Source organism: Streptomyces sp. NRRL F-4489, from assembly GCF_001509485.1.
Lineage (GTDB): Bacteria > Actinomycetota > Actinomycetes > Streptomycetales > Streptomycetaceae > Streptomyces.
The window spans coordinates 1-16,991 of record NZ_LLZI01000265.1 but is presented as its reverse complement, the minus strand read 5'-3'; the positions used below and the strand labels follow the sequence as shown (position 1 = coordinate 16,991).

The window sequence follows — 16,991 nt, the reverse complement described above, 5'->3', positions numbered from 1 at the left end:
CAGGACGTCCGCCACGCCCGCCGGGGGCGCCGTGGAACCGGTCCTGCCGGCGGGACGGGCGGCGGGTCTCCCGGACGCGTTCCCCGGGCCTTTTCCGTCGCGCTGCTGAAGGGTCGTCATCCGTTCAGCGTGACACCTCCGCACCTCCGAATACGCCGACAACTCTGGTGAGTTGACCGGAACGGGGTAATAATCGGCGCGTCCCCTTGAGGCGCTGCGCACCCCTCTTTCGTCGGGCAATCCCAGGAAACGCCGTGGAACGCGGCGTCGTATTCCGGAGGTTGACGCGTGTCCGTGTCCCGAAGATTTTCCGCGCTGGCCGTCACCCCGCTGCTGGCGGCCGGTGCGCTGGCGGTGGCGGCCGGTCCGGCCCAGGCCGCCCCCGCCGACAAACCGCAGGTCCTGGCGTCGTTCACACAGACCGACGCGGGCAGTTACGGCACCTGGCTGGCCGCCCGGACCAACCAGGCGAAATGGGCCGCCTACGATTTCGACTGGTCCACCGACTACTGCTCCAAGTCGCCGGACAACCCCTTCGGGTTCCCTTTCAAACTCTCCTGCGCCCGCCATGATTTCGGCTACCGCAACTACAAGAAAGCGGGCACCTTCGCGGCGAACAAGGCGCGGCTCGACAGCGCCCTGTACGCCGATCTCAAACGGGTCTGCGCGGGCTATTCCGGCGCGAAGAAGACGTCCTGCGACGGGCTCGCGTGGACGTACTACGAGGCGGTGAAGAAGCTCGGGACGTAGGCCGGGGGCCGGGGGCCGGCAGCCCGGGTGAGCGGCGGCGTTCCGGGGTCCTGCACCCAGGGCCCCGGAACGCACCGTTCCGCTCCTTACGGCCGCTCGCCCGCGCCCTCCGCGCCGCCCTCGCCGTCCGCCCGGTCGTACGCCGACGTGCCCGCGTCCAGCAGCGGCCGCTGCTCCTTGAGGTGGGCGGGCGCCATGGCGCGCAGGGCGTGGTAGCCGGTGAGCACCACGATGGTGCCCAGGGCGATACCGCCCAGCTCGAAGTGGCTGCCCAGGCGCAGGCTGACGCCGCCGATGCCGATGATGATGCCTGCGGCGGCCGGTACGAGGTTGAGCGGATTGCGCAGGTCCACCTTGTTGTGCACCCAGATCTGGGCGCCGAGCAGGCCGATCATGCCGTAGAGAATGACCGTGATGCCGCCCAGCACCCCGCCGGGGATCGCGGCCACCACCGCGCCGAACTTCGGGCACAGGCCGAAGAGCAGCGCGAAGCCGGCCGCCGCCCAGTAGGCCGCGGTGGAGTAGACCCGGGTCGCTGCCATCACGCCGATGTTCTCGGAGTACGTGGTGTTCGGCGGGCCGCCCAGCGCGGTGGAGAGGATCGAGGCCGCGCCGTCCGCGGAGATCGCGGTGCCGAGCTTGTCGTCCAGCGGGTCGCCGGTCATCTCGCCGACCGCCTTGACGTGCCCGGCGTTCTCGGCCACCAGCGCGATCACCACCGGCAGCGCCACCAGCACCGCCGACAGCTGGAAGGACGGGCCGTGGAAGGACGGCAGGCCCACCCAGGCCGCCTTGCCGACCGCGGAGAAGTCCAGCCGCCAGTGGTCGGTCAGCTGTCCGGCGCCGTTCACCGAGTGGATCATGCCGAAGGCCCGGTCGAAGACCCACGAGACCGCGTAGCCGAAGACCAGGCCGAGGAAGATCGCGATCCGCGACCAGAAGCCGCGCAGGCAGACCACCGCGAGCCCGGTGAACAGCATGGTCAGCAGCGCCACCCACTGGTCCTGCGGCCAGTACGTGCGGGCCGTCACCGGCGCGAGGTTGAAGCCGATCAGCATCACCACGGCACCGGTGACCACCGGCGGCATCGCGGCATGGATGATCCGCGCCCCGAACCGCTGCACCGCCAGCCCGACCAGGAACAGCGCCGCCCCCACCACCAGCACCGCACCGGTGACCGTGGCGCTGGTGCCGCCCTGCGCCCGGATGACCGCCGCGACCCCGACGAACGAGAGCGAGCAGCCGAGGTAGGAGGGCACCCGGCCGCGGGTGGCCAGCAGGAAGATGACCGTGGCGACACCCGACATCATGATGGCGAGGTTGGGATCCAGACCCATGAGTACCGGAGCGACGAAACTCGCCCCGAACATCGCCACGACATGCTGGGCGCCCAGGCCCACCGTGCGCGGCCACGAGAGCCGCTCGTCCGGTCGCACCACGGCGCCGGGGGCCGGGTTGCGCCCGTCGCCGTGTACGGTCCAGCGCACGCCGAGGCCCATTGCTGCTCCTGTTGTTCAGGTGTGGTTCAGAGGGGGACGCGAAGCATTCTAAGCAGCCGCTTACGATGGGCCGGGCCGATCAGGACAAGGCCCGCCGGTGCCCCGCGCACCGGCACACCCGCCCGTAGAAACCCAGCAAGCGCAGGAGTACCACCCGTGAGCGTCGAACCCCTCCAGGCCGCCGGACCCGTCCCGTTCGGCCAACTGGTCCCCGTCACCGTCCACTTCGACGACCTCGACGCGCTCGGCATGCTGCACAACGCCCGCTACCCGCTGCTGGTCGAGCGGGCCTGGGCCGAATACTGGCACGGCTTCGGATTCGGCTTCGACGGCGACTGGGCCGCCGCGGGCGATATGTGCAACGTCATCAAGGAGATGAAGGTCTCCTACGAGCGCCCGGTCACCCGCGCCGGCCGCTACGCCGCCCACCTCTGGGTGGAACGCCTCGGCCGCACCGGCCTGACCTACGGCTTCCGGCTCTGCTCCGCCGACGGCACCGAGACCCACGCCCGCGGCCACCGCGTGCTGGTCCGCGTCGATCCGCAGACCTTCCGGCCCACCCCGTGGTCGGACCGGGCCCGTTCGATAGCCGCGGACCTGCTGCGGCCGGCGGACGCCCCGGAGGCCGGCGCCGAGGCCCAGGCGGGCGCGGCGGCCTGAGCCGCGTACTGCCGGCGCCCGCGGGTCACGAACGCTCCAGGCCGCTGCCGCTGTCCCGGGCGGCGGCCGGAGCATCAGCGCCCCGCGACGCCGTACGGGACGGCACCCGCAGCACCCGCGCCCCCGCCACCAGCCCGCACGCCAGCACCGTGACCAGACCGAATGACCAGGTCAGCGAGGTGGCCTGGGCGATTCCGCCGATCGCGGAGGGGGCGATCAGCCCGGAGGTGTAGGTGATCGTGGCCACCCCGGCGATCGCCTGGCTGGGCGCCGGCCCGCTGTGCCCGGCCGCCGCGAACGCCAGCGGGACCCCCACCGCGATCCCCATCCCGACCAGGGCGAACCCGGCCAGCGCCGGCGCCGGGCGGCCCGCCGTGACGATCAGCAGCCCGCCGATCGTGGCCAGGACACCGCCCGCCTGGACCGTACGCACCGGGCCGAAGCGGGCCACCACCCGGTCCCCGGCCAGTCGGACCGCCGCCATCGTGCAGGAGAACGCGGTGGTGGAGGCGGCCGCCAGACCCGCCTCGGCGCCCAGCCGGTCGCGCAGGTAGACCGCCGACCAGTCCAGCGCGGCGCCCTCGGCGAACACCGCGCAGAACCCGATGGCCCCGATCACCAGCACCGACCGGGGCGGCAGCGCGAAGCGCGGCGGCGGATGCTCCTCGGGGGCGCTGCGCAGGTCCAGTACGCCCTGGCAGGCCAGCGCGCCCAGCACGGTCAGCACCAGGGCGGCGCCCGCGAGATGGAGCCGGGCGTCGGTGCCGGTGTGCGCGGCGACCGCGCCGGCCGCCGACCCCAGCAGCGCCCCCACGCTCCACATACCGTGCAGCCCCGACATGATCGGCCGGCCCAGCCGCGCCTCGGTCTCCACGCCCAGCGCGTTCATCGCCACGTCCGCGGTGCCGGAGGCGGCCCCGTAGACGAGCAGGGCGCCGCAGAGGACGGGGAGGTTGGGGGAGAGGGCGGGCAGCGCCAGGGCCAGCGTCCACAGCGCGAGCAGTCCGCGCAGCGCGCTGCGGGCGCCGAAGCGGTGGCTGATCCGGCCGGCCAGCGGCATCGCCAGTGACGCCCCGATCGCGGGGAAGGCCAGCGCGAGGCCGAGCTGGCCGGGCGGGATGCCGGTGTGGTCCTGGATCCACGGGATACGGGTGGCGAAGTCGCCGGTGACCGCGCCGTGGACGAGGAAGACCGCGGCCATCGCCCAGCGGGCGCGGCGCAGCCGGCGGTGGGGGAGCGGAGCGGGCGGGGTGCGGGGAGTGGCGTCGGGTACGCCGTTGCCGGCCATGGCCCCGGAAACTACGGCATCGTCGCCGACCGCGCCCACCCCCTCGGCCCCGGCGGACGGCCGCCTTCGCGGTTCCTGCCCCAACTCCCTTACGTAGCAGGGCCGTTGAGGCCCCCGGGGCTCACGCCCCGTACCCCCGCCCCCGCCGCGAAGGCGGCCGCCCGTACGCCCGCGGCGCCGTCACGCTGTGAGACAGCCCACAGGGCGCCGCTCGCATGGCCGATGACCGACCGTGGCACACTGGGGCTGTACTGACACAAGCAGCAGCGCACTCCGGGGTCGGTGTAATTCCGAACCGGCGGTAACAGTCCGCGACCCGTCCGCAGCCAGCGGCCGGTTGAGCAGGTGAAATTCCTGCACCGACGGTGAAAGTCCGGATGGGAGGCAGTGCGCGGCGGGCGTGTCGGGCAAGTACACCGCCGTTCGGCGGCGCGTCCGGTCGTTCTCCGTCCGGACGGGCCTTCCCGTTCCGGTTCCCGGTGTGCTCCCGGCGATCGTCCGCTTCTGTCGTCCAGACAGCCCCGGAGTCCGTGCCCGAAGAGGCAGGAGGACCCGGTGGCCACCCCAGCCCCCGCAGAGATCACGGCGATGCGCCGGGCCATCGAGCTCGCCGCCCGCGGTCTCGGTCACACCAGCCCCAACCCGGTCGTCGGCTGCGTCGTCCTCGACGCCGCGGGCCGCACCGCGGGCGAGGGCTGGCACCGGCGTGCCGGCGGACCGCACGCCGAGATCCACGCCCTGCGCGCGGCCGGCGAACGGGCCCGCGGCGGCACCGCCGTGGTCACCCTCGAACCCTGCGACCACACCGGCCGCACCGGCCCGTGCGCCCAGGCGCTGATCGACGCCGGTATCGCCCGCGTCGTCTACGCCGTCTCCGACCCGAACCCCACCGCCACCGGCGGCGCCCTGACGCTCGCCGAGGCCGGGATCGACGTCGAGGGCGGGCTGCTCGCCGACGAGGCCGCGGCCGGCAACGAAGCCTGGCTCACCGCCGTCCTGCGCGGCCGCCCGTTCGTCCTGTGGAAATACGCCGCCACCCTGGACGGCCGGATCGCCGCCGCCGACGGCACCAGCCGCTGGATCTCCTCCCCGGAGTCCCGCGCCGACGCCCACCGGCTGCGGGCCGCCGCGGACGCCGTCATCGTCGGCTCCGGCACCGCCCGCGCCGACGACCCGCAGCTCGGCGTCCGGATCGCCGGCCTCGCCGACGACGAGATCACCCCGCCGCTGCGGGTGGTCGTCGACTCCGGCGCCGACGCGGTCAAGCCCGGCGCCCGGGTCCTGGACGGCACCGCGCCGACCCTGATCGCGGTCGCCGAGGACGCCGACGCCGGCCACCTCGAAGGGCTCGCCCCGATCGTCCGGCTGCCCCGCGCCCCCCAGGGGCGCGGTCTGTCCCTCCCCGCCCTGCTCCAGGCCCTGTACGACCGCGACGTGCGGTCCGTGCTGCTCGAAGGCGGGCCGACGCTCGCCGGGGCCTTCCTCGCCGCCGGCGCCGTCGACAAGGTCGTCGGCTATCTGGCGCCGGCGCTGCTCGGCGCCGGTCCGGCCGTCCTCGGCGACGCCGGAATCACCACCATCACCCAGGCGTTGCGGCTCGATGTGACCGACACCGCCCGGCTCGGCCCCGATCTGCGGATCACCGCCGTCCCTGTCCGCACCGCCCGTCCCGAGGAGAACTGACGTGTTCACCGGAATCGTCGAAGAACTGGGCGAGGTCGTCGCCGTGGAGCACCTCGGCGACAGTTCCCGCTTCCGCCTGCGCGGCCCGGTCGTCACCGAAGGCGCCAAGCACGGCGACTCCATCGCCGTCAACGGCGTCTGCCTGACGGTCGTGGACACCGAGGACGGTGAATTCACCGCCGATGTGATGGCCGAGACCCTCCAGCGCTCCAGCCTCGGCGCGCTGGCCGCCGGCTCCCGGGTCAATCTGGAGCGGCCGATGGCCCTCGGCGGACGCCTCGGCGGCCACCTCGTCCAGGGCCACGTCGACGGCACCGGCACCATCACCGAGCGCACCCCCGGCGAGCACTGGGAGCTGGTGCGGATCGCGCTGCCGGCCCCCCTCGCCCGCTACGTCGTCGAGAAGGGCTCGATCACCGTCGACGGCGTCAGCCTCACCGTCGTGGACGCCGCCGACGACCACTTCACCGTCAGCTTGATCCCCACCACCCTCGCGCTGACCACCCTCGGCATCAAGCGGCCCGGCGACCCGGTCAATCTGGAGGTGGACGTGCTCGCCAAGTACGTCGAGCGGCTGCTCGGCCGGGGCGGCGCGGACACCGCCGGCCCCGCGGAGCTGACGGGGACCGAGCGATGAACCTCCTGCACTGGCTCAACGGCCCGGCGTTCACCGCCTTCGGACAGCACGTCATCTGGTCCGACATGATCGGCAACACCATCGGCCTGGTCGCGCTGGCCCTCGGCTGGCGCCGCTCGATATGGACCTGGCCCGCCCAGTTCCTCTCCGGCGCGATCCTCGTCGCCGCCTACGCCTCCGCCCACCTCAGCGGCGGCGTCGGCAAGCAGCTGCTGGTCATCGGGGTCGCGGTGTGGGGCTGGCGGCAGTGGCAGCGCGGCCGCCGGCAGGCCCAGGACGGCTCGATCGCCGTACGGTTCGCCGGCTGGCGCGAGCGCGGCCTGCTGATCGCCGGCACCGCCGTCGGCACCCTCGCCGTCGGCGGCCTGTTCACCCTCGTCCCGCAGCTGTCCTGGAACCCCTGGCCGGACGCCTACATCTTCGTCGGCACGCTCGCCGCGATGGTCGCCCAGGCCCGCGGACTGGTCGAGTTCTGGTTCGCCTGGCTGCTGGTCGACGTGGTCGGCGTCCCGCTCGCCTTCAGCAGCGGCCTGGCCTTCTCCGGCCTCGTCTACGTCGTCTACCTCGCCCTCGTGGCCTGGGGCATGCGCGACTGGTGGCTCCGCTCGCGGGCCGCCGCCCTCGCCGAACGCCCCGCACTGGAAGGAGCCGCGGCATGACCGCACTGCAGAGCTGGTATGGCGCCACGGACGCCGACGACCTCACCCTCGACCCCGTCGAACGGGCCATCTCCGATATCGCCGCCGGCCGCCCGGTCGTCGTGGTGGACGACGAGAACCGCGAGAACGAGGGCGACCTGATCGTCGCGGCCGAGAAGGCCACCCCCGAAATCGTCGCGTTCATGATGAGCGAGTGCCGCGGCCTGATCTGCGCCCCCATGGAAGGCACCGACCTGGACCGCCTCGACCTCCCGCAGATGGTCGAGCACAACACCGAGTCGATGCGCACCGCCTTCACCGTCTCCGTCGACGCCACCCCCGCGCACGGCGTGACCACCGGCATCTCCGCCGCCGACCGCGCCACCACCCTGCGGCTGCTGGCCTCCGGCGCCACGGTGCCCGGCGACTTCGTCCGGCCCGGCCACATCTTCCCGCTGCGCGCCCGGCCCGGCGGCGTCCTGGCCCGGCCCGGCCACACCGAGGCCGGTGTGGACCTCGCCCGGCTCGCCGGACTCCGCCCGGCCGCCGCCATCGTGGAGATCGCCGGCGAGGACGGCACCATGCTGCGCCTGCCCGAGCTGGTCCCGTTCGCCCGCAAGCACGGCCTGGCGATCATCTCCATCGAGGACCTGGCCGCCTACCGCCGCTCCGCCGAGCCCACCGTCCGCCGCGAGGCCGCCACCCGGCTGCCCACCGCGTTCGGCGACTTCACCGCGTACGGCTACCGCTCCACCGTCGACGGCGTCGAGCACATCGCGCTGGTCGCCGGCGACCTCGGCGACGGCGAGGACGTCCTGGTCCGGATCCACTCCGAGTGCCTGACCGGCGACGTCTTCCACTCGCTGCGCTGCGACTGCGGCCCGCAGCTCCAGGAGTCGCTGCGCCGGATCAGCGAGGCCGGCCGCGGCGTGGTGGTCTACCTCCGCGGCCACGAGGGACGCGGTATCGGCCTGCTGTCCAAGCTCCGCGCCTACGAGCTCCAGGAGCGCGGCCGGGACACCCTCGACGCCAACCTCGAACTGGGCCTGCCCGCCGACTCCCGCGACTACGGCGCCGGCGCCCGGATGCTGTGCGACCTCGGCGTCCGCTCGGTGCGCCTGCTCACCAACAACCCCGAGAAGACCGCCGCCCTGGCCCGGCACGGCGTGACCGTCACGGCCCGCGAGCCGATGCCCGTCCAGGCCGGCGAGCACAACCTCCGCTACCTGCGCACCAAGCGCGACCGGATGGGCCACGACCTGCCCTGGCTCGACCCGGCCGGCCGGCCCGCCGGCACGGCCGCCACCTGCGGCGACCAGTAACCACCACCCCGTCAGCCGGCCACCGGCACATCACCCGTACGAGGAGAAGCATGAGCGGCAAGGGCGCACCCGAACTGACCGTGAAGAACTGCGGCGACCTGCGGGTGGCCGTCATCGCCGCGCAGTGGCACCAGCAGGTCATGGACGGCCTGGTGGACGGCGCGCTGCGCGCCCTGACCGAGCTGGGCATCGACGAGCCGACGCTGCTGCGGGTGCCCGGCACCTTCGAGCTGCCGGTCGTCGCCAAGGTCCTGGCCGGCCGCGGCTACGACGCGGTGGTCGCGCTCGGCGTGGTCATCCGCGGCGGCACCCCGCACTTCGACTACGTCTGCCAGGGCGTCACCCACGGCCTGACCCAGGTCGCGGTGGACACCGGCGTCCCGATCGGCTTCGGCGTGCTGACCTGCGACACCGAGGGCCAGGCGCTGGACCGCGCCGGCCTGCCCGGCTCCGCCGAGGACAAGGGCCACGAAGCGGTCACCGCGGCCGTCGCCACCGCCGCCACGCTGCGGACCGTCGCCGAGCCCTGGCGCTGACGGAAGGGGGCGACCGCGTAGGGTAGGCGGCATCATGTCCAAGAAGACGTTCGAGGAGCTCTTCGCCGAGCTCCAGCAGAAGGCCGCCACCGGCGACCCCGCCACCTCCCGCACCGCCGAGCTGGTGCAGGCCGGTGTCCATTCGATCGGCAAGAAGATCGTCGAGGAGGCCGCCGAGGTGTGGATGGCCGCGGAGCACGAGTCCGACGACGCCGCCGCCGAGGAGATCTCCCAGCTCCTCTACCACCTCCAGGTCCTGATGGTCGCCAAGGGCATCTCCCTCGACGCCGTCTACGCCCACCTCTGACCACCCGCCCCCCGTACCCACCGAACTCCCTTACCTGCAAAGGAAATCGCTCCCATGCTGCGCATCGCTGTCCCCAACAAGGGTTCACTGTCCGAGCCTGCGTCGGCGATGCTCCATGAGGCCGGGTACCGCCAGCGCAAGGACCGCCGCGAACTGGTCCTGGTCGACGCCGAGAACGAGGTCGAGTTCTTCTTCCTCCGCCCCCGCGACATCGCGGTCTACGTCGGCTCCGGCAAGCTCGACATCGGCATCACCGGCCGCGACCTGCTGCTGGACTCCGGCTCGCCGGCCGAGGAGATCCTCCAGCTCGGCTTCGCCGGCTCCACCTTCCGCTACGCCACCCGCCCCGGCACCGCCAAGGACGTCAGCGAGTTCGGCGGGATGACCATCGCCACGTCCTTCTCCGGCCTGGTCTCCAAGCACCTCGCGGACCACGGCGTGGACGCCTCCGTCGTCCACCTCGACGGCGCGGTGGAGACCGCCATCCAGCTCGGCGTCGCCGAGATCATCGCGGACGTCGTGGAGACCGGCACCACACTGCGCAACGCCGGCCTGGAGATCATCGGCGAGCCGATCCTCACCTCCGAGGCCGTGGTCATCCGCGGCACCGGCGCCCCGGACGACGACCCGAAGGTCCGCCAGTTCCTGCGCCGTATGCAGGGTGTCCTGGTGGCCCGCCGGTACGTCATGATGGATTACGACATCCGGGTCGAGCACGTCGAGAAGGCCGTGGCGCTCACCCCGGGCCTGGAGTCCCCGACCGTCTCCCCGCTGCACCACGAAGGCTGGGTCGCGGTCCGCTCCATGGTCCCCTCCAAGGACGCCCAGCGCATCATGGACGAGCTCTACGACCTCGGCGCCCGCGCGATCCTGACCACCGGCATCCACGCCTGCCGGCTCTGACCCCCGTCCGCCCACCGCCGCACCCACGGAAGACCGCCACGTGTCCGCGCCCGCGACCCCCGATTCCCCGCTGCCCGCCCTCCCGGTGACCTTCCGGCCGACCCGCACCCGGGCCGTCCTGTACACCGTCGGCATCGCCCAGCTCGCCGCCATCACCGCGGTCGCGCTGCTGCTGCCGGAGCTCAGCGGCGGCGAACGGATCAGCTTCGTCGGCACCGGCGTCCTCATCGGCGCCGTCCTCCTGCTGCTCAGCCGCCCCAAGGTGGTCGCGCGGCAGGAGGGCGTCACGGTCGTCAACCTCACCACCCGCCGCGAACTCGCCTGGGCCCAGGTCCTGCGCGTCAACCTCCGCGCCGGCGACCCGTGGGTCCATCTGGACCTCGCCGACGGCACCAGCCTGCCCGCGATGGGCATCCAGCCCGGTATCGCCCGCGACCAGGCCATCCGCGACGCCCGCGCGCTGCGCGACCTCGCCGAGATCCACGGTGCCGTCGACCACACGGCGGGCTGACCCTGCCCCAACGCGGGCCCCGCTGTTTACTCTGTTCTCCGGAGCGCACCCGCGCCCCGCCCCGCCCATGGGGACCCGACAACCCGAGGAGTGACTCCCTCCGGCAATGGACGGATCGTCCTGTAGTACCTGCGCCGCCCCTCCCCGACCCCCGCACCCCACGGAGGCGGCGGCATGACCGGCCCCCTGCTGCTGCTTCTCGCGGCACTCGTGCTGATCCTGGCCAACGGCTTCTTCGTGGCCGCCGAGTTCGGACTCGTCACCGTCGAGAAGGCGGACGCCGAACGGGCCGCGGACGGCGGCGACCGCCGGGCCCGCACCGTCGTCGCCGCCCTGCGGGAACTCTCCTTCCAGCTCTCCGGCACCCAACTCGGCATCACCATCACCTCCTTGGTGGTCGGTATGCTCGCCGAGCCCGCGCTGGCCGCCCTGCTGTCCGGACCGCTGCGCGCCACCGGCCTGCCCGAGGGCGCCGTCCCGGGCATCGCGGTCGTCATCGGCATGCTGGTGGCCTCCGCCGTCCAGATGGTCGTCGGCGAACTGGTCCCCAAGAACTGGGCGGTCTCCAAGCCGCTCCAGGTCGCCCGCTTCGTCGCCGGCCCGCAGGACGCGTTCTCCCGCTTCTTCCGGCCGGTCATCACCCTGCTGAACACCGTCGCCAACCGCCTCGTCCGCGCCCTCGGCGTGGAGCCGGCCGACGAACTGGCCTCCGCCCGCACCCCCGGCGAGCTGGTCTCGCTGGCCCGCCACTCCGCCCGGGCCGGCGCCATCGAGCAGGACACCGCGGACCTCTTCGTCCGCACCCTCTCGCTCGGCGACCTCACCGCGGAGAACGTCATGACGCCCCGCGTACGGGTCAGCGCCCTCCAGGCGAACGCCACCGCCGAGGACGTCGTCAACCTCACCCGCGCCACCGGCCTGTCCCGCTTCCCCGTCTACCGCACCCGCCTGGACGAGATCGTCGGCATGGTGCACCTCAAGGACGCGCTGGCCGTCCCCGCCGAGGAGCGGCTGCGCACCCCGGCCGCCCGGATCGCGGTGCCGCCGCTGCTGGTGCCCGAGACGCTGCCGGTGCAGCCGCTGCTGGAACGGCTCCGCAGCGAGCAGCCGATCGCCGTGGTCGTCGACGAGTACGGCGGCACCGCCGGTGTGGTGACGCTGGAGGACATCATCGAGGAACTCGTCGGCGAGGTCCGCGACGAGCACGACCGGGCCGCCCTGCCCGAACTCGGCCAGGCCCCGCCCGAGGACGGCCGCCCCGCCTGGGACGCCGACGGCGGCTGCCGCGTCGACACCCTGCGCCGGATCGGCCTGGAGGCCCCCGAGGGCCCGTACGAGACCGTCGCCGGACTGGTCGCCCACATACTCGGCCGGATCCCGGCCCCGGGCGACACCGCGGAACTGGACGGCTGGCGGCTGCGGGTGCGGCTGGTCGCCCACCACCGCGCCGAGCGGATACGGCTGGTCCGGCTGGCGCCCGCCGCCGCGGTCCCCGAGGCCGCCCGCGAACGGGTCGGCGCCGGTGCGGAGGTGGCCCGGTGACCGTCGCCCAGCTGCTCTTCGCGGTCCTGCTCGTGCTCGCCAACGGCTTCTTCGTCGGCGCCGAGTTCGCCCTGGTCTCGGTCCGCCGCAGCCAGATCGAACCGCTCGCCCTGACGGGCTCCAAACGGGCCCGCCGGGTGCTGCACGGCCTGGAGAACCTCCCGCGGATGATGGCCGCCGCCCAGTTCGGCATCACCATCTGCTCCCTGACCCTCGGCGCGGTCGCCGAACCGACCGTCGCGCGCCTGCTGGAACCGCTCTTCGCGGCGGTCCACCTGCCCGCGGCCCTGGTCCACCCGCTCGGCTACGCCATCGCCCTGGCCCTGGTGGTCTTCCTCCACCTCGTCATCGGCGAGATGGTCCCCAAGAACCTCGCGATGGCCGACCCCGAGAAGACCGCCCTGTGGTTCAGCCCCGGGCTGGTCGCCTTCGCCCGGCTCTGCCGCCCGGTCACCGCGCTGCTCGGCGCGCTGGCCCGCGGGGTGCTGCGGCTCTTCGGCGTCGAGCCCAAGGACGAGGTGGAGGCGGTCTTCACCAGCGAGCAGCTCACCCACCTCGTCGAGGACTCCGGCCAGGCGGGCCTGCTCGACCCGGCCGAGCAGGAGCGGCTCTCCGACGCCCTGGAACTGGGCAGCCGCCCGGTCACCGACGTCCTCCTCGACCCCGCCGGGCTGATCACCGTCGATCCGTCGGTGACCCCCCGCCAGGTCGAGGAGCTGACCGTGCGGACCGGCTACTCCCGCTTCCCGGTCTGCGCGCCGGGCGGCGCCTACATGGGCTACCTCCACGTCAAGGACGTCCTGGACCTGGAGGAACGGGACCGGGCCGTACCGCAGCGGATCTGGCACCCGATGGCCACCCTGCGCGCCGAACTCCCGCTGGATGACGCGCTGACCGCGATGCGCCGGGCCGCCTCTCACCTGGCCGCGGTCGCCGACGCCACGGGCAGGGTGCTCGGCCTGGTCGCGCTGGAGGACGTCCTGGAGATGCTGGTCGGCGAGGTCCGCGACCCGGCGCACCGGACGGCGGCGGGGGTGGGGCCGGAGGCGGTCCCCGGCCCGGCGAACGGCTCCGCGGCCGGCCCGGCCGACGCGCCTGCCGCCGGGAAGCCCGACGCGCCGCACCCGCAGAAGCCGCTGAGCGCGGAGGACCCGGATCCGGCGATGGCGGGCTGACGGCCGGAACGACCGGTGCCTGACGGCTGGGCTGACGGCCCATAGGGGGGCGCGCCGCGACGAACGGCGCGCCCCCTACGGGTCGTTACGGCCGCCCGCACGGCCCCCGTCCTACAGATCCAGCCCCCGCGGCGGCGTCTGCGGATCCGGCCCCCGGCCCGACAGCACCTCTCCGTACGCCTGCATCAGATCCGGCAGCCGGAGCGTGGCGAGGTCGTCCCGGGTCGGGGTGCCCGGCCAGGTGGACAGCCGCAGATCCCGGTAGGCGCAGCTCTTCTCGTACAGGGTGCGCAGGAAGCGGCCGTTGCCCAGCTCGTCGATCCAGCCCTGCTCGACGACATGGCCGTTGATGCTGCACAGCTCCTCCCGGGCCTCCTCGTCCCAGCGGTCGCCGTTCTCCGCGGCCAGCACCTCGCCGATCTTCGTCAGCTCCAGCGGCCGGTAGCTGGGGAAGTCGACCCGGCTGGTGAACCGCGAGGACAGCCCCGGATTGGCGGCCAGCAGCCGGTCCATGCCCTCGGGATAGCCGGCCAGGATCACCACCAGCCGGTCGCGGTTGTCCTCGGCCCGCTTCAGCAGCACCTGAAGCGCCTCGTCGCCGTACGCGTCACCCTTGCTGTAACCGGAGTTGGACAGGCTGTACGCCTCGTCGACGAAGAGCACCCCGCCCAGCGCCGAGTCGATCAGCTCGTTCGCCTTCACCGCGGTCTGGCCCAGGAACTCGCCGACCAGATCCGCCCGCTGGGCCTCCACGAGATGGTCGCCGCCGAGCAGCCCCAGCGCGTAGAAGACCCGGCCGAGTATCCGCGCCACCGTGGTCTTGCCCGTGCCGGACGGTCCGGAGAAGACGAAATGCCGCTTCGGGGGCGCCACCGGCAGGCCCTGGCCGGCCCGCAGCCGGGCCATCCGCAGCTGCGCGGAGAGCGCCCGGACGTGCCGTTTGACCGGCTCCATGCCGACCATCCGCTCCAGCTCCGCCAGCGCCTTCTCCAGCAGCACCGGATCGGCCGGCCCGGCCGGCAGCAGCTCCCCGCCGCGCCGGCCCGCCGCGGTGGTCTTCACCCGGGCCGCCGGGCCTCCGTCCCGGGCGGGCGGCCCGGACGCCTGCGGCCCCGGCTCCGGGCCCGGTCCCTGGCCCGGTACGTCCCCGGTGATCAGCAGCTCCCGCCCGTCCACCGGGTCCAGCGGCGCCAGCGGATCGAGATCCGCGCCGGCTTCCTGGGCCGGGCCCTGCGCGGGGACCGTGGCCAGGCCCGTGCCCTCGTCCAGCCCGTCCGCCTCCGCGATCGCGGCCAGCCGCGCCGCGGTGTCCATGAACGCCGGGTCGACCCGGTGCACGGCGCGGTAGAGGGGGAGCGCGGCGGCGCTGCGGCCGGTGCCCTCGTAGGCGCGGGCGAGCCAGTACCGCAGCTCCTTGCGCTGCGGCTGCTCGCTGCGGCACCGCATCAGCGCGGTCGCCAGCAGCGGCTCGGCCTGCCCGTACATCTCCAGCCGGACCCGCGCCATCCCGCCGAACAGCCCCGCCTCGATGCCGAGCACCGGGTCGCCGAGGAGGGGTTCGGTGTGCCGGACGAGCTGGTCCCAGTCCTTGACGAGATACGCGCGGCAGGCGTGCAGGAAGCGGACCTGGGGGTCGGTCTCCACCGGCGGGCAGCCGGCCAGCGCCTGGTCCAGCTCGGCGACGTGGCGGCCGTCGAGCCAGTGCGAGGCGTGCGCCAGCAGCAGATCGCGGCCGGTCTCCAGGACGGGCTGGACCCACCAGCCCAGCCAGTACCAGGAGTTCAGGGCGCGGCGGTGGCGGGCGCGCTGCTCACCGAAGCGGTCGCGGTGCTGGTGCATCCGCAGCAGGGCCATCGCGGTGTCGGCGCGCAGCGCGTGCAGGCCGAGCCAGGCGTCGGCCATCGTCGGATCGAGCCGGACGGCGGCCCGGAACTCCTCCTCGGCCTGGGGGTAGGCCCCCACGGTGTAGGCGTCGACCGCGCGCAGCCAGGCGAGTTCCGCCGGGGCGGGCGAACCCTGAGCGCCGACATCCATCCCGTCCCCCCACACAACGTCCCCCCGTGGTGTACCACCGGACGTGTGCCGGCCGGCGGGCCACGGGCCTTCGCCTGACGCCCGTACCGAACCGGCGGGCGGCGGGCGGGAGTTGCCCTGCCGCGCACCCCGGAACGGTCCCGCGGCTGACACAGACTCGCATCGTACCTGCGCGGTCGGCGCGGGCCGTAGAGGGCGGCACGAGGCGGTGGCGGGGGCGCGGCAGGGGGCGCACCGGCGCGAAGAGGGCGGTGACCCTGGGTGAGGGGAGCGCGCGGTCAAGAGGCAGCGCCCGTAGGGTTTTTGCACAGAACGAAGCCCCCGATCACGGGGGAACAACCGGGGGCTTCGCGTCTGCGCGCGGTCCGTTGAACCGCACATTGAGAACGTAAGTCCTGTACGCCCCCCAGGTCAAGCCGAGTTGGGGCACTCGGCGGGTCCCGGTCGGAGACTGTCGGCGTGTCAGCCATAACCGACTACGCAGGGTTAAATCGGGGCCCGCTCATTGGGTATGGCCCGGTCCCTCCCGTACCTCATACCCCATCTTCCCCTGGTGCACCAGGAGATCGGCGTACGGGCGGGAGGGATCGGCCGCGAAGTGCGCGCGCTCCGCCGGAATCCAGCCACTCCAGAACGCCGAGAGGCCCGGGCCGTCGCGGAGTCGGCCCCGTTCCCATGAATCCTCGCGCGCCAGTTCCATCCACAGCAGGCAGGCGAGCGCCGGCCGCAGCGCCCACCGGCCGGTGCCCACGCCCTCGACCAGCACCACCGGCGCCGGCGCCAGCTCCCGCTCGGCGGTGAACTCCCCGCACACCCAGTCGTAGACCCCGTACCGCGCGCTCTCCCCCCGGGACAGCGGCCCCAGCACCTGCTCCCGGAACCGCCCGCTCCACGCGAACAGCTCCTCATGCGTCGCCAGGTCATCGGTGTGCACCACCGGCGCCCCGCCGAGCGCCTCCGCCAGCCGCCCGGCGAAGGTGCTCTTCCCGGACCCCGCGTGCCCGTCCACCGCGACCAGCCGCACCGGCCCGCACGACGGCGCGAGCGCGCGCAGCCGCGCGGCGAGCGAGACCAGAACAGGATCCGGGACAGCGGTCATCCCACCAGCCTACGCGCCACTGGTCCACACCAATGTTCCCCCCGCGACGCGCCCCCCACCGCCTTCCGAAGCCCGCCCGCACGGGACATAGTTGAGCCACCCGGGGTGGCCCGGGCGGCCACGGCAGCCATCCGGCGATCCGGGCGCATGCCCGGCACACGTCCGGCCGCGTCCGCGCCGCAAGCCACCGCGTCCACACCGCAGCCGGACCGTAGTAGCCACCGCATCCGACCCCGACCCGTAGCAGCCACCCCATCACCCTCCTCCCCACCCACATCCGCATCCGCATCCAACTGGGGGACCCGATATGACCAGCTCAGCGCCCCGGCGCACCGTCCTGGCCGCCGCGCTCGCCGCCGCCGCGGCGGGCGCCGCCACCCCCCTGGCCGCGGCCAGGGGGGTGGCGG

Annotated in this window: 16 protein-coding genes and 1 riboswitch; of the genes, 12 read left to right on the top strand and 4 right to left on the bottom strand. The window is 73.8% G+C overall.

Annotated elements, in window-relative coordinates:
- Positions 1-294 precede the first annotated feature (294 nt).
- Entirely contained in the window at positions 295-750 is a 456-nt protein-coding gene (locus tag ADL22_RS27815) for a phospholipase (RefSeq protein WP_079064501.1), read from the top strand.
- Positions 751-836: 86 nt separating this feature from the next.
- On the opposite strand, the gene ADL22_RS27810 is transcribed toward ADL22_RS27815, so the two are convergent.
- Positions 837-2,249 (bottom strand): uracil-xanthine permease family protein, encoded by a 1,413-nt coding sequence (locus ADL22_RS27810; RefSeq protein ID WP_066985636.1) that lies wholly within the window; start codon positions 2,247-2,249, stop codon positions 837-839.
- 156 nt (positions 2,250-2,405) lie between these two features.
- On the opposite strand from ADL22_RS27810, the gene ADL22_RS27805 reads away from it, so the two are divergent.
- Positions 2,406-2,909 carry an acyl-CoA thioesterase gene (locus ADL22_RS27805; RefSeq protein WP_066985633.1) on the top strand — a complete coding sequence of 168 codons (504 nt, stop codon included), beginning with the start codon at positions 2,406-2,408 and terminating at the stop codon, positions 2,907-2,909.
- 25 nt (positions 2,910-2,934) lie between these two features.
- On the opposite strand, the gene ADL22_RS27800 is transcribed toward ADL22_RS27805, so the two are convergent.
- Positions 2,935-4,197 carry an MFS transporter gene (locus tag ADL22_RS27800; protein ID WP_066985913.1) on the bottom strand — a complete coding sequence of 421 codons (1,263 nt, stop codon included), beginning with the start codon at positions 4,195-4,197 and terminating at the stop codon, positions 2,935-2,937.
- Between the two features lie 264 nt (positions 4,198-4,461).
- Positions 4,462-4,592: riboswitch (FMN riboswitch) on the top strand.
- Positions 4,593-4,785: 193 nt separating this feature from the next.
- Between ADL22_RS27800 and ribD the strand changes: the two genes are divergently transcribed.
- From ribD to ADL22_RS27750, 10 genes are all read left to right on the top strand, one after another.
- Complete coding sequence (ribD, locus tag ADL22_RS27795; protein ID WP_066985910.1) at positions 4,786-5,880, top strand: bifunctional diaminohydroxyphosphoribosylaminopyrimidine deaminase/5-amino-6-(5-phosphoribosylamino)uracil reductase RibD; 1,095 nt, start codon at positions 4,786-4,788, stop codon at positions 5,878-5,880.
- 1 nt (position 5,881) lies between these two features.
- A complete protein-coding gene (locus ADL22_RS27790; protein WP_066985630.1) occupies positions 5,882-6,517 on the top strand; it encodes a riboflavin synthase in 636 nt (211 codons plus the stop codon).
- Complete coding sequence (locus ADL22_RS27785) at positions 6,514-7,176, top strand: nicotinamide mononucleotide transporter family protein (RefSeq protein WP_066985627.1); 663 nt, start codon at positions 6,514-6,516, stop codon at positions 7,174-7,176. Before ADL22_RS27790 ends, ADL22_RS27785 begins: the two co-directional genes overlap by 4 nt.
- Positions 7,173-8,477: a bifunctional 3,4-dihydroxy-2-butanone-4-phosphate synthase/GTP cyclohydrolase II gene (locus ADL22_RS27780; RefSeq protein ID WP_066985625.1), complete on the top strand. Its 1,305-nt coding sequence runs from the start codon at positions 7,173-7,175 to the stop codon at positions 8,475-8,477. The genes ADL22_RS27785 and ADL22_RS27780 overlap by 4 nt, the downstream gene beginning before the upstream one ends.
- Before the next feature lie 50 nt (positions 8,478-8,527).
- On the top strand, positions 8,528-9,013 hold the full coding sequence (gene ribH / locus ADL22_RS27775; RefSeq protein ID WP_066985622.1) for a 6,7-dimethyl-8-ribityllumazine synthase: 486 nt from the start codon (positions 8,528-8,530) through the stop codon (positions 9,011-9,013).
- A 34-nt stretch (positions 9,014-9,047) separates the two neighbouring features.
- Positions 9,048-9,320, top strand: a complete 273-nt coding sequence (locus ADL22_RS27770; RefSeq protein WP_066985620.1) for a phosphoribosyl-ATP diphosphatase — start codon at positions 9,048-9,050, stop codon at positions 9,318-9,320.
- Between the two features lie 54 nt (positions 9,321-9,374).
- Complete coding sequence (hisG, locus tag ADL22_RS27765; protein WP_066985616.1) at positions 9,375-10,223, top strand: ATP phosphoribosyltransferase; 849 nt, start codon at positions 9,375-9,377, stop codon at positions 10,221-10,223.
- 40 nt (positions 10,224-10,263) lie between these two features.
- The gene (locus tag ADL22_RS27760) at positions 10,264-10,734 is read left to right on the top strand and encodes a PH domain-containing protein (protein ID WP_066985613.1); all 471 of its coding nucleotides are present in this window, start codon (positions 10,264-10,266) and stop codon (positions 10,732-10,734) included.
- A gap of 174 nt (positions 10,735-10,908) precedes the next feature.
- Positions 10,909-12,276 (top strand): hemolysin family protein, encoded by a 1,368-nt coding sequence (locus ADL22_RS27755; protein WP_066985612.1) that lies wholly within the window; start codon positions 10,909-10,911, stop codon positions 12,274-12,276.
- Entirely contained in the window at positions 12,273-13,451 is a 1,179-nt protein-coding gene (locus ADL22_RS27750; RefSeq protein ID WP_066985609.1) for a hemolysin family protein, read from the top strand. The genes ADL22_RS27755 and ADL22_RS27750 overlap by 4 nt, the downstream gene beginning before the upstream one ends.
- A gap of 111 nt (positions 13,452-13,562) precedes the next feature.
- Here ADL22_RS27750 and ADL22_RS27745 read toward each other — a convergent pair whose 3' ends face one another.
- Complete coding sequence (locus tag ADL22_RS27745) at positions 13,563-15,485, bottom strand: AAA family ATPase (RefSeq protein WP_066985606.1); 1,923 nt, start codon at positions 15,483-15,485, stop codon at positions 13,563-13,565.
- Positions 15,486-15,987: 502 nt separating this feature from the next.
- Positions 15,988-16,584, bottom strand: a complete 597-nt coding sequence (locus ADL22_RS27740) for a uridine kinase family protein (protein WP_066985605.1) — start codon at positions 16,582-16,584, stop codon at positions 15,988-15,990.
- Between the last annotated feature and the right edge of the window lie 407 nt (positions 16,585-16,991).

Bases quoted from the DNA above. Each gene is read 5' to 3' on its own strand.
- ADL22_RS27810 (WP_066985636.1), bottom strand. From the start codon at position 2,249: ATGGGCCTCGGCGTGCGCTGGACCGTACACGGCGACGGGCGCAACCCG.
- ADL22_RS27800 (WP_066985913.1), bottom strand. From the start codon at position 4,197: ATGGCCGGCAACGGCGTACCCGACGCCACTCCCCGCACCCCGCCCGCT.
- ribD (WP_066985910.1), top strand. From the start codon at position 4,786: ATGCGCCGGGCCATCGAGCTCGCCGCCCGCGGTCTCGGTCACACCAGC.
- ADL22_RS27785 (WP_066985627.1), top strand. From the start codon at position 6,514: ATGAACCTCCTGCACTGGCTCAACGGCCCGGCGTTCACCGCCTTCGGA.
- ADL22_RS27780 (WP_066985625.1), top strand. From the start codon at position 7,173: ATGACCGCACTGCAGAGCTGGTATGGCGCCACGGACGCCGACGACCTC.
- ribH (WP_066985622.1), top strand. From the start codon at position 8,528: ATGAGCGGCAAGGGCGCACCCGAACTGACCGTGAAGAACTGCGGCGAC.
- ADL22_RS27770 (WP_066985620.1), top strand. From the start codon at position 9,048: ATGTCCAAGAAGACGTTCGAGGAGCTCTTCGCCGAGCTCCAGCAGAAG.
- hisG (WP_066985616.1), top strand. From the start codon at position 9,375: ATGCTGCGCATCGCTGTCCCCAACAAGGGTTCACTGTCCGAGCCTGCG.
- ADL22_RS27755 (WP_066985612.1), top strand. From the start codon at position 10,909: ATGACCGGCCCCCTGCTGCTGCTTCTCGCGGCACTCGTGCTGATCCTG.
- ADL22_RS27745 (WP_066985606.1), bottom strand. From the start codon at position 15,485: ATGGATGTCGGCGCTCAGGGTTCGCCCGCCCCGGCGGAACTCGCCTGG.
- ADL22_RS27740 (WP_066985605.1), bottom strand. From the start codon at position 16,584: ATGACCGCTGTCCCGGATCCTGTTCTGGTCTCGCTCGCCGCGCGGCTG.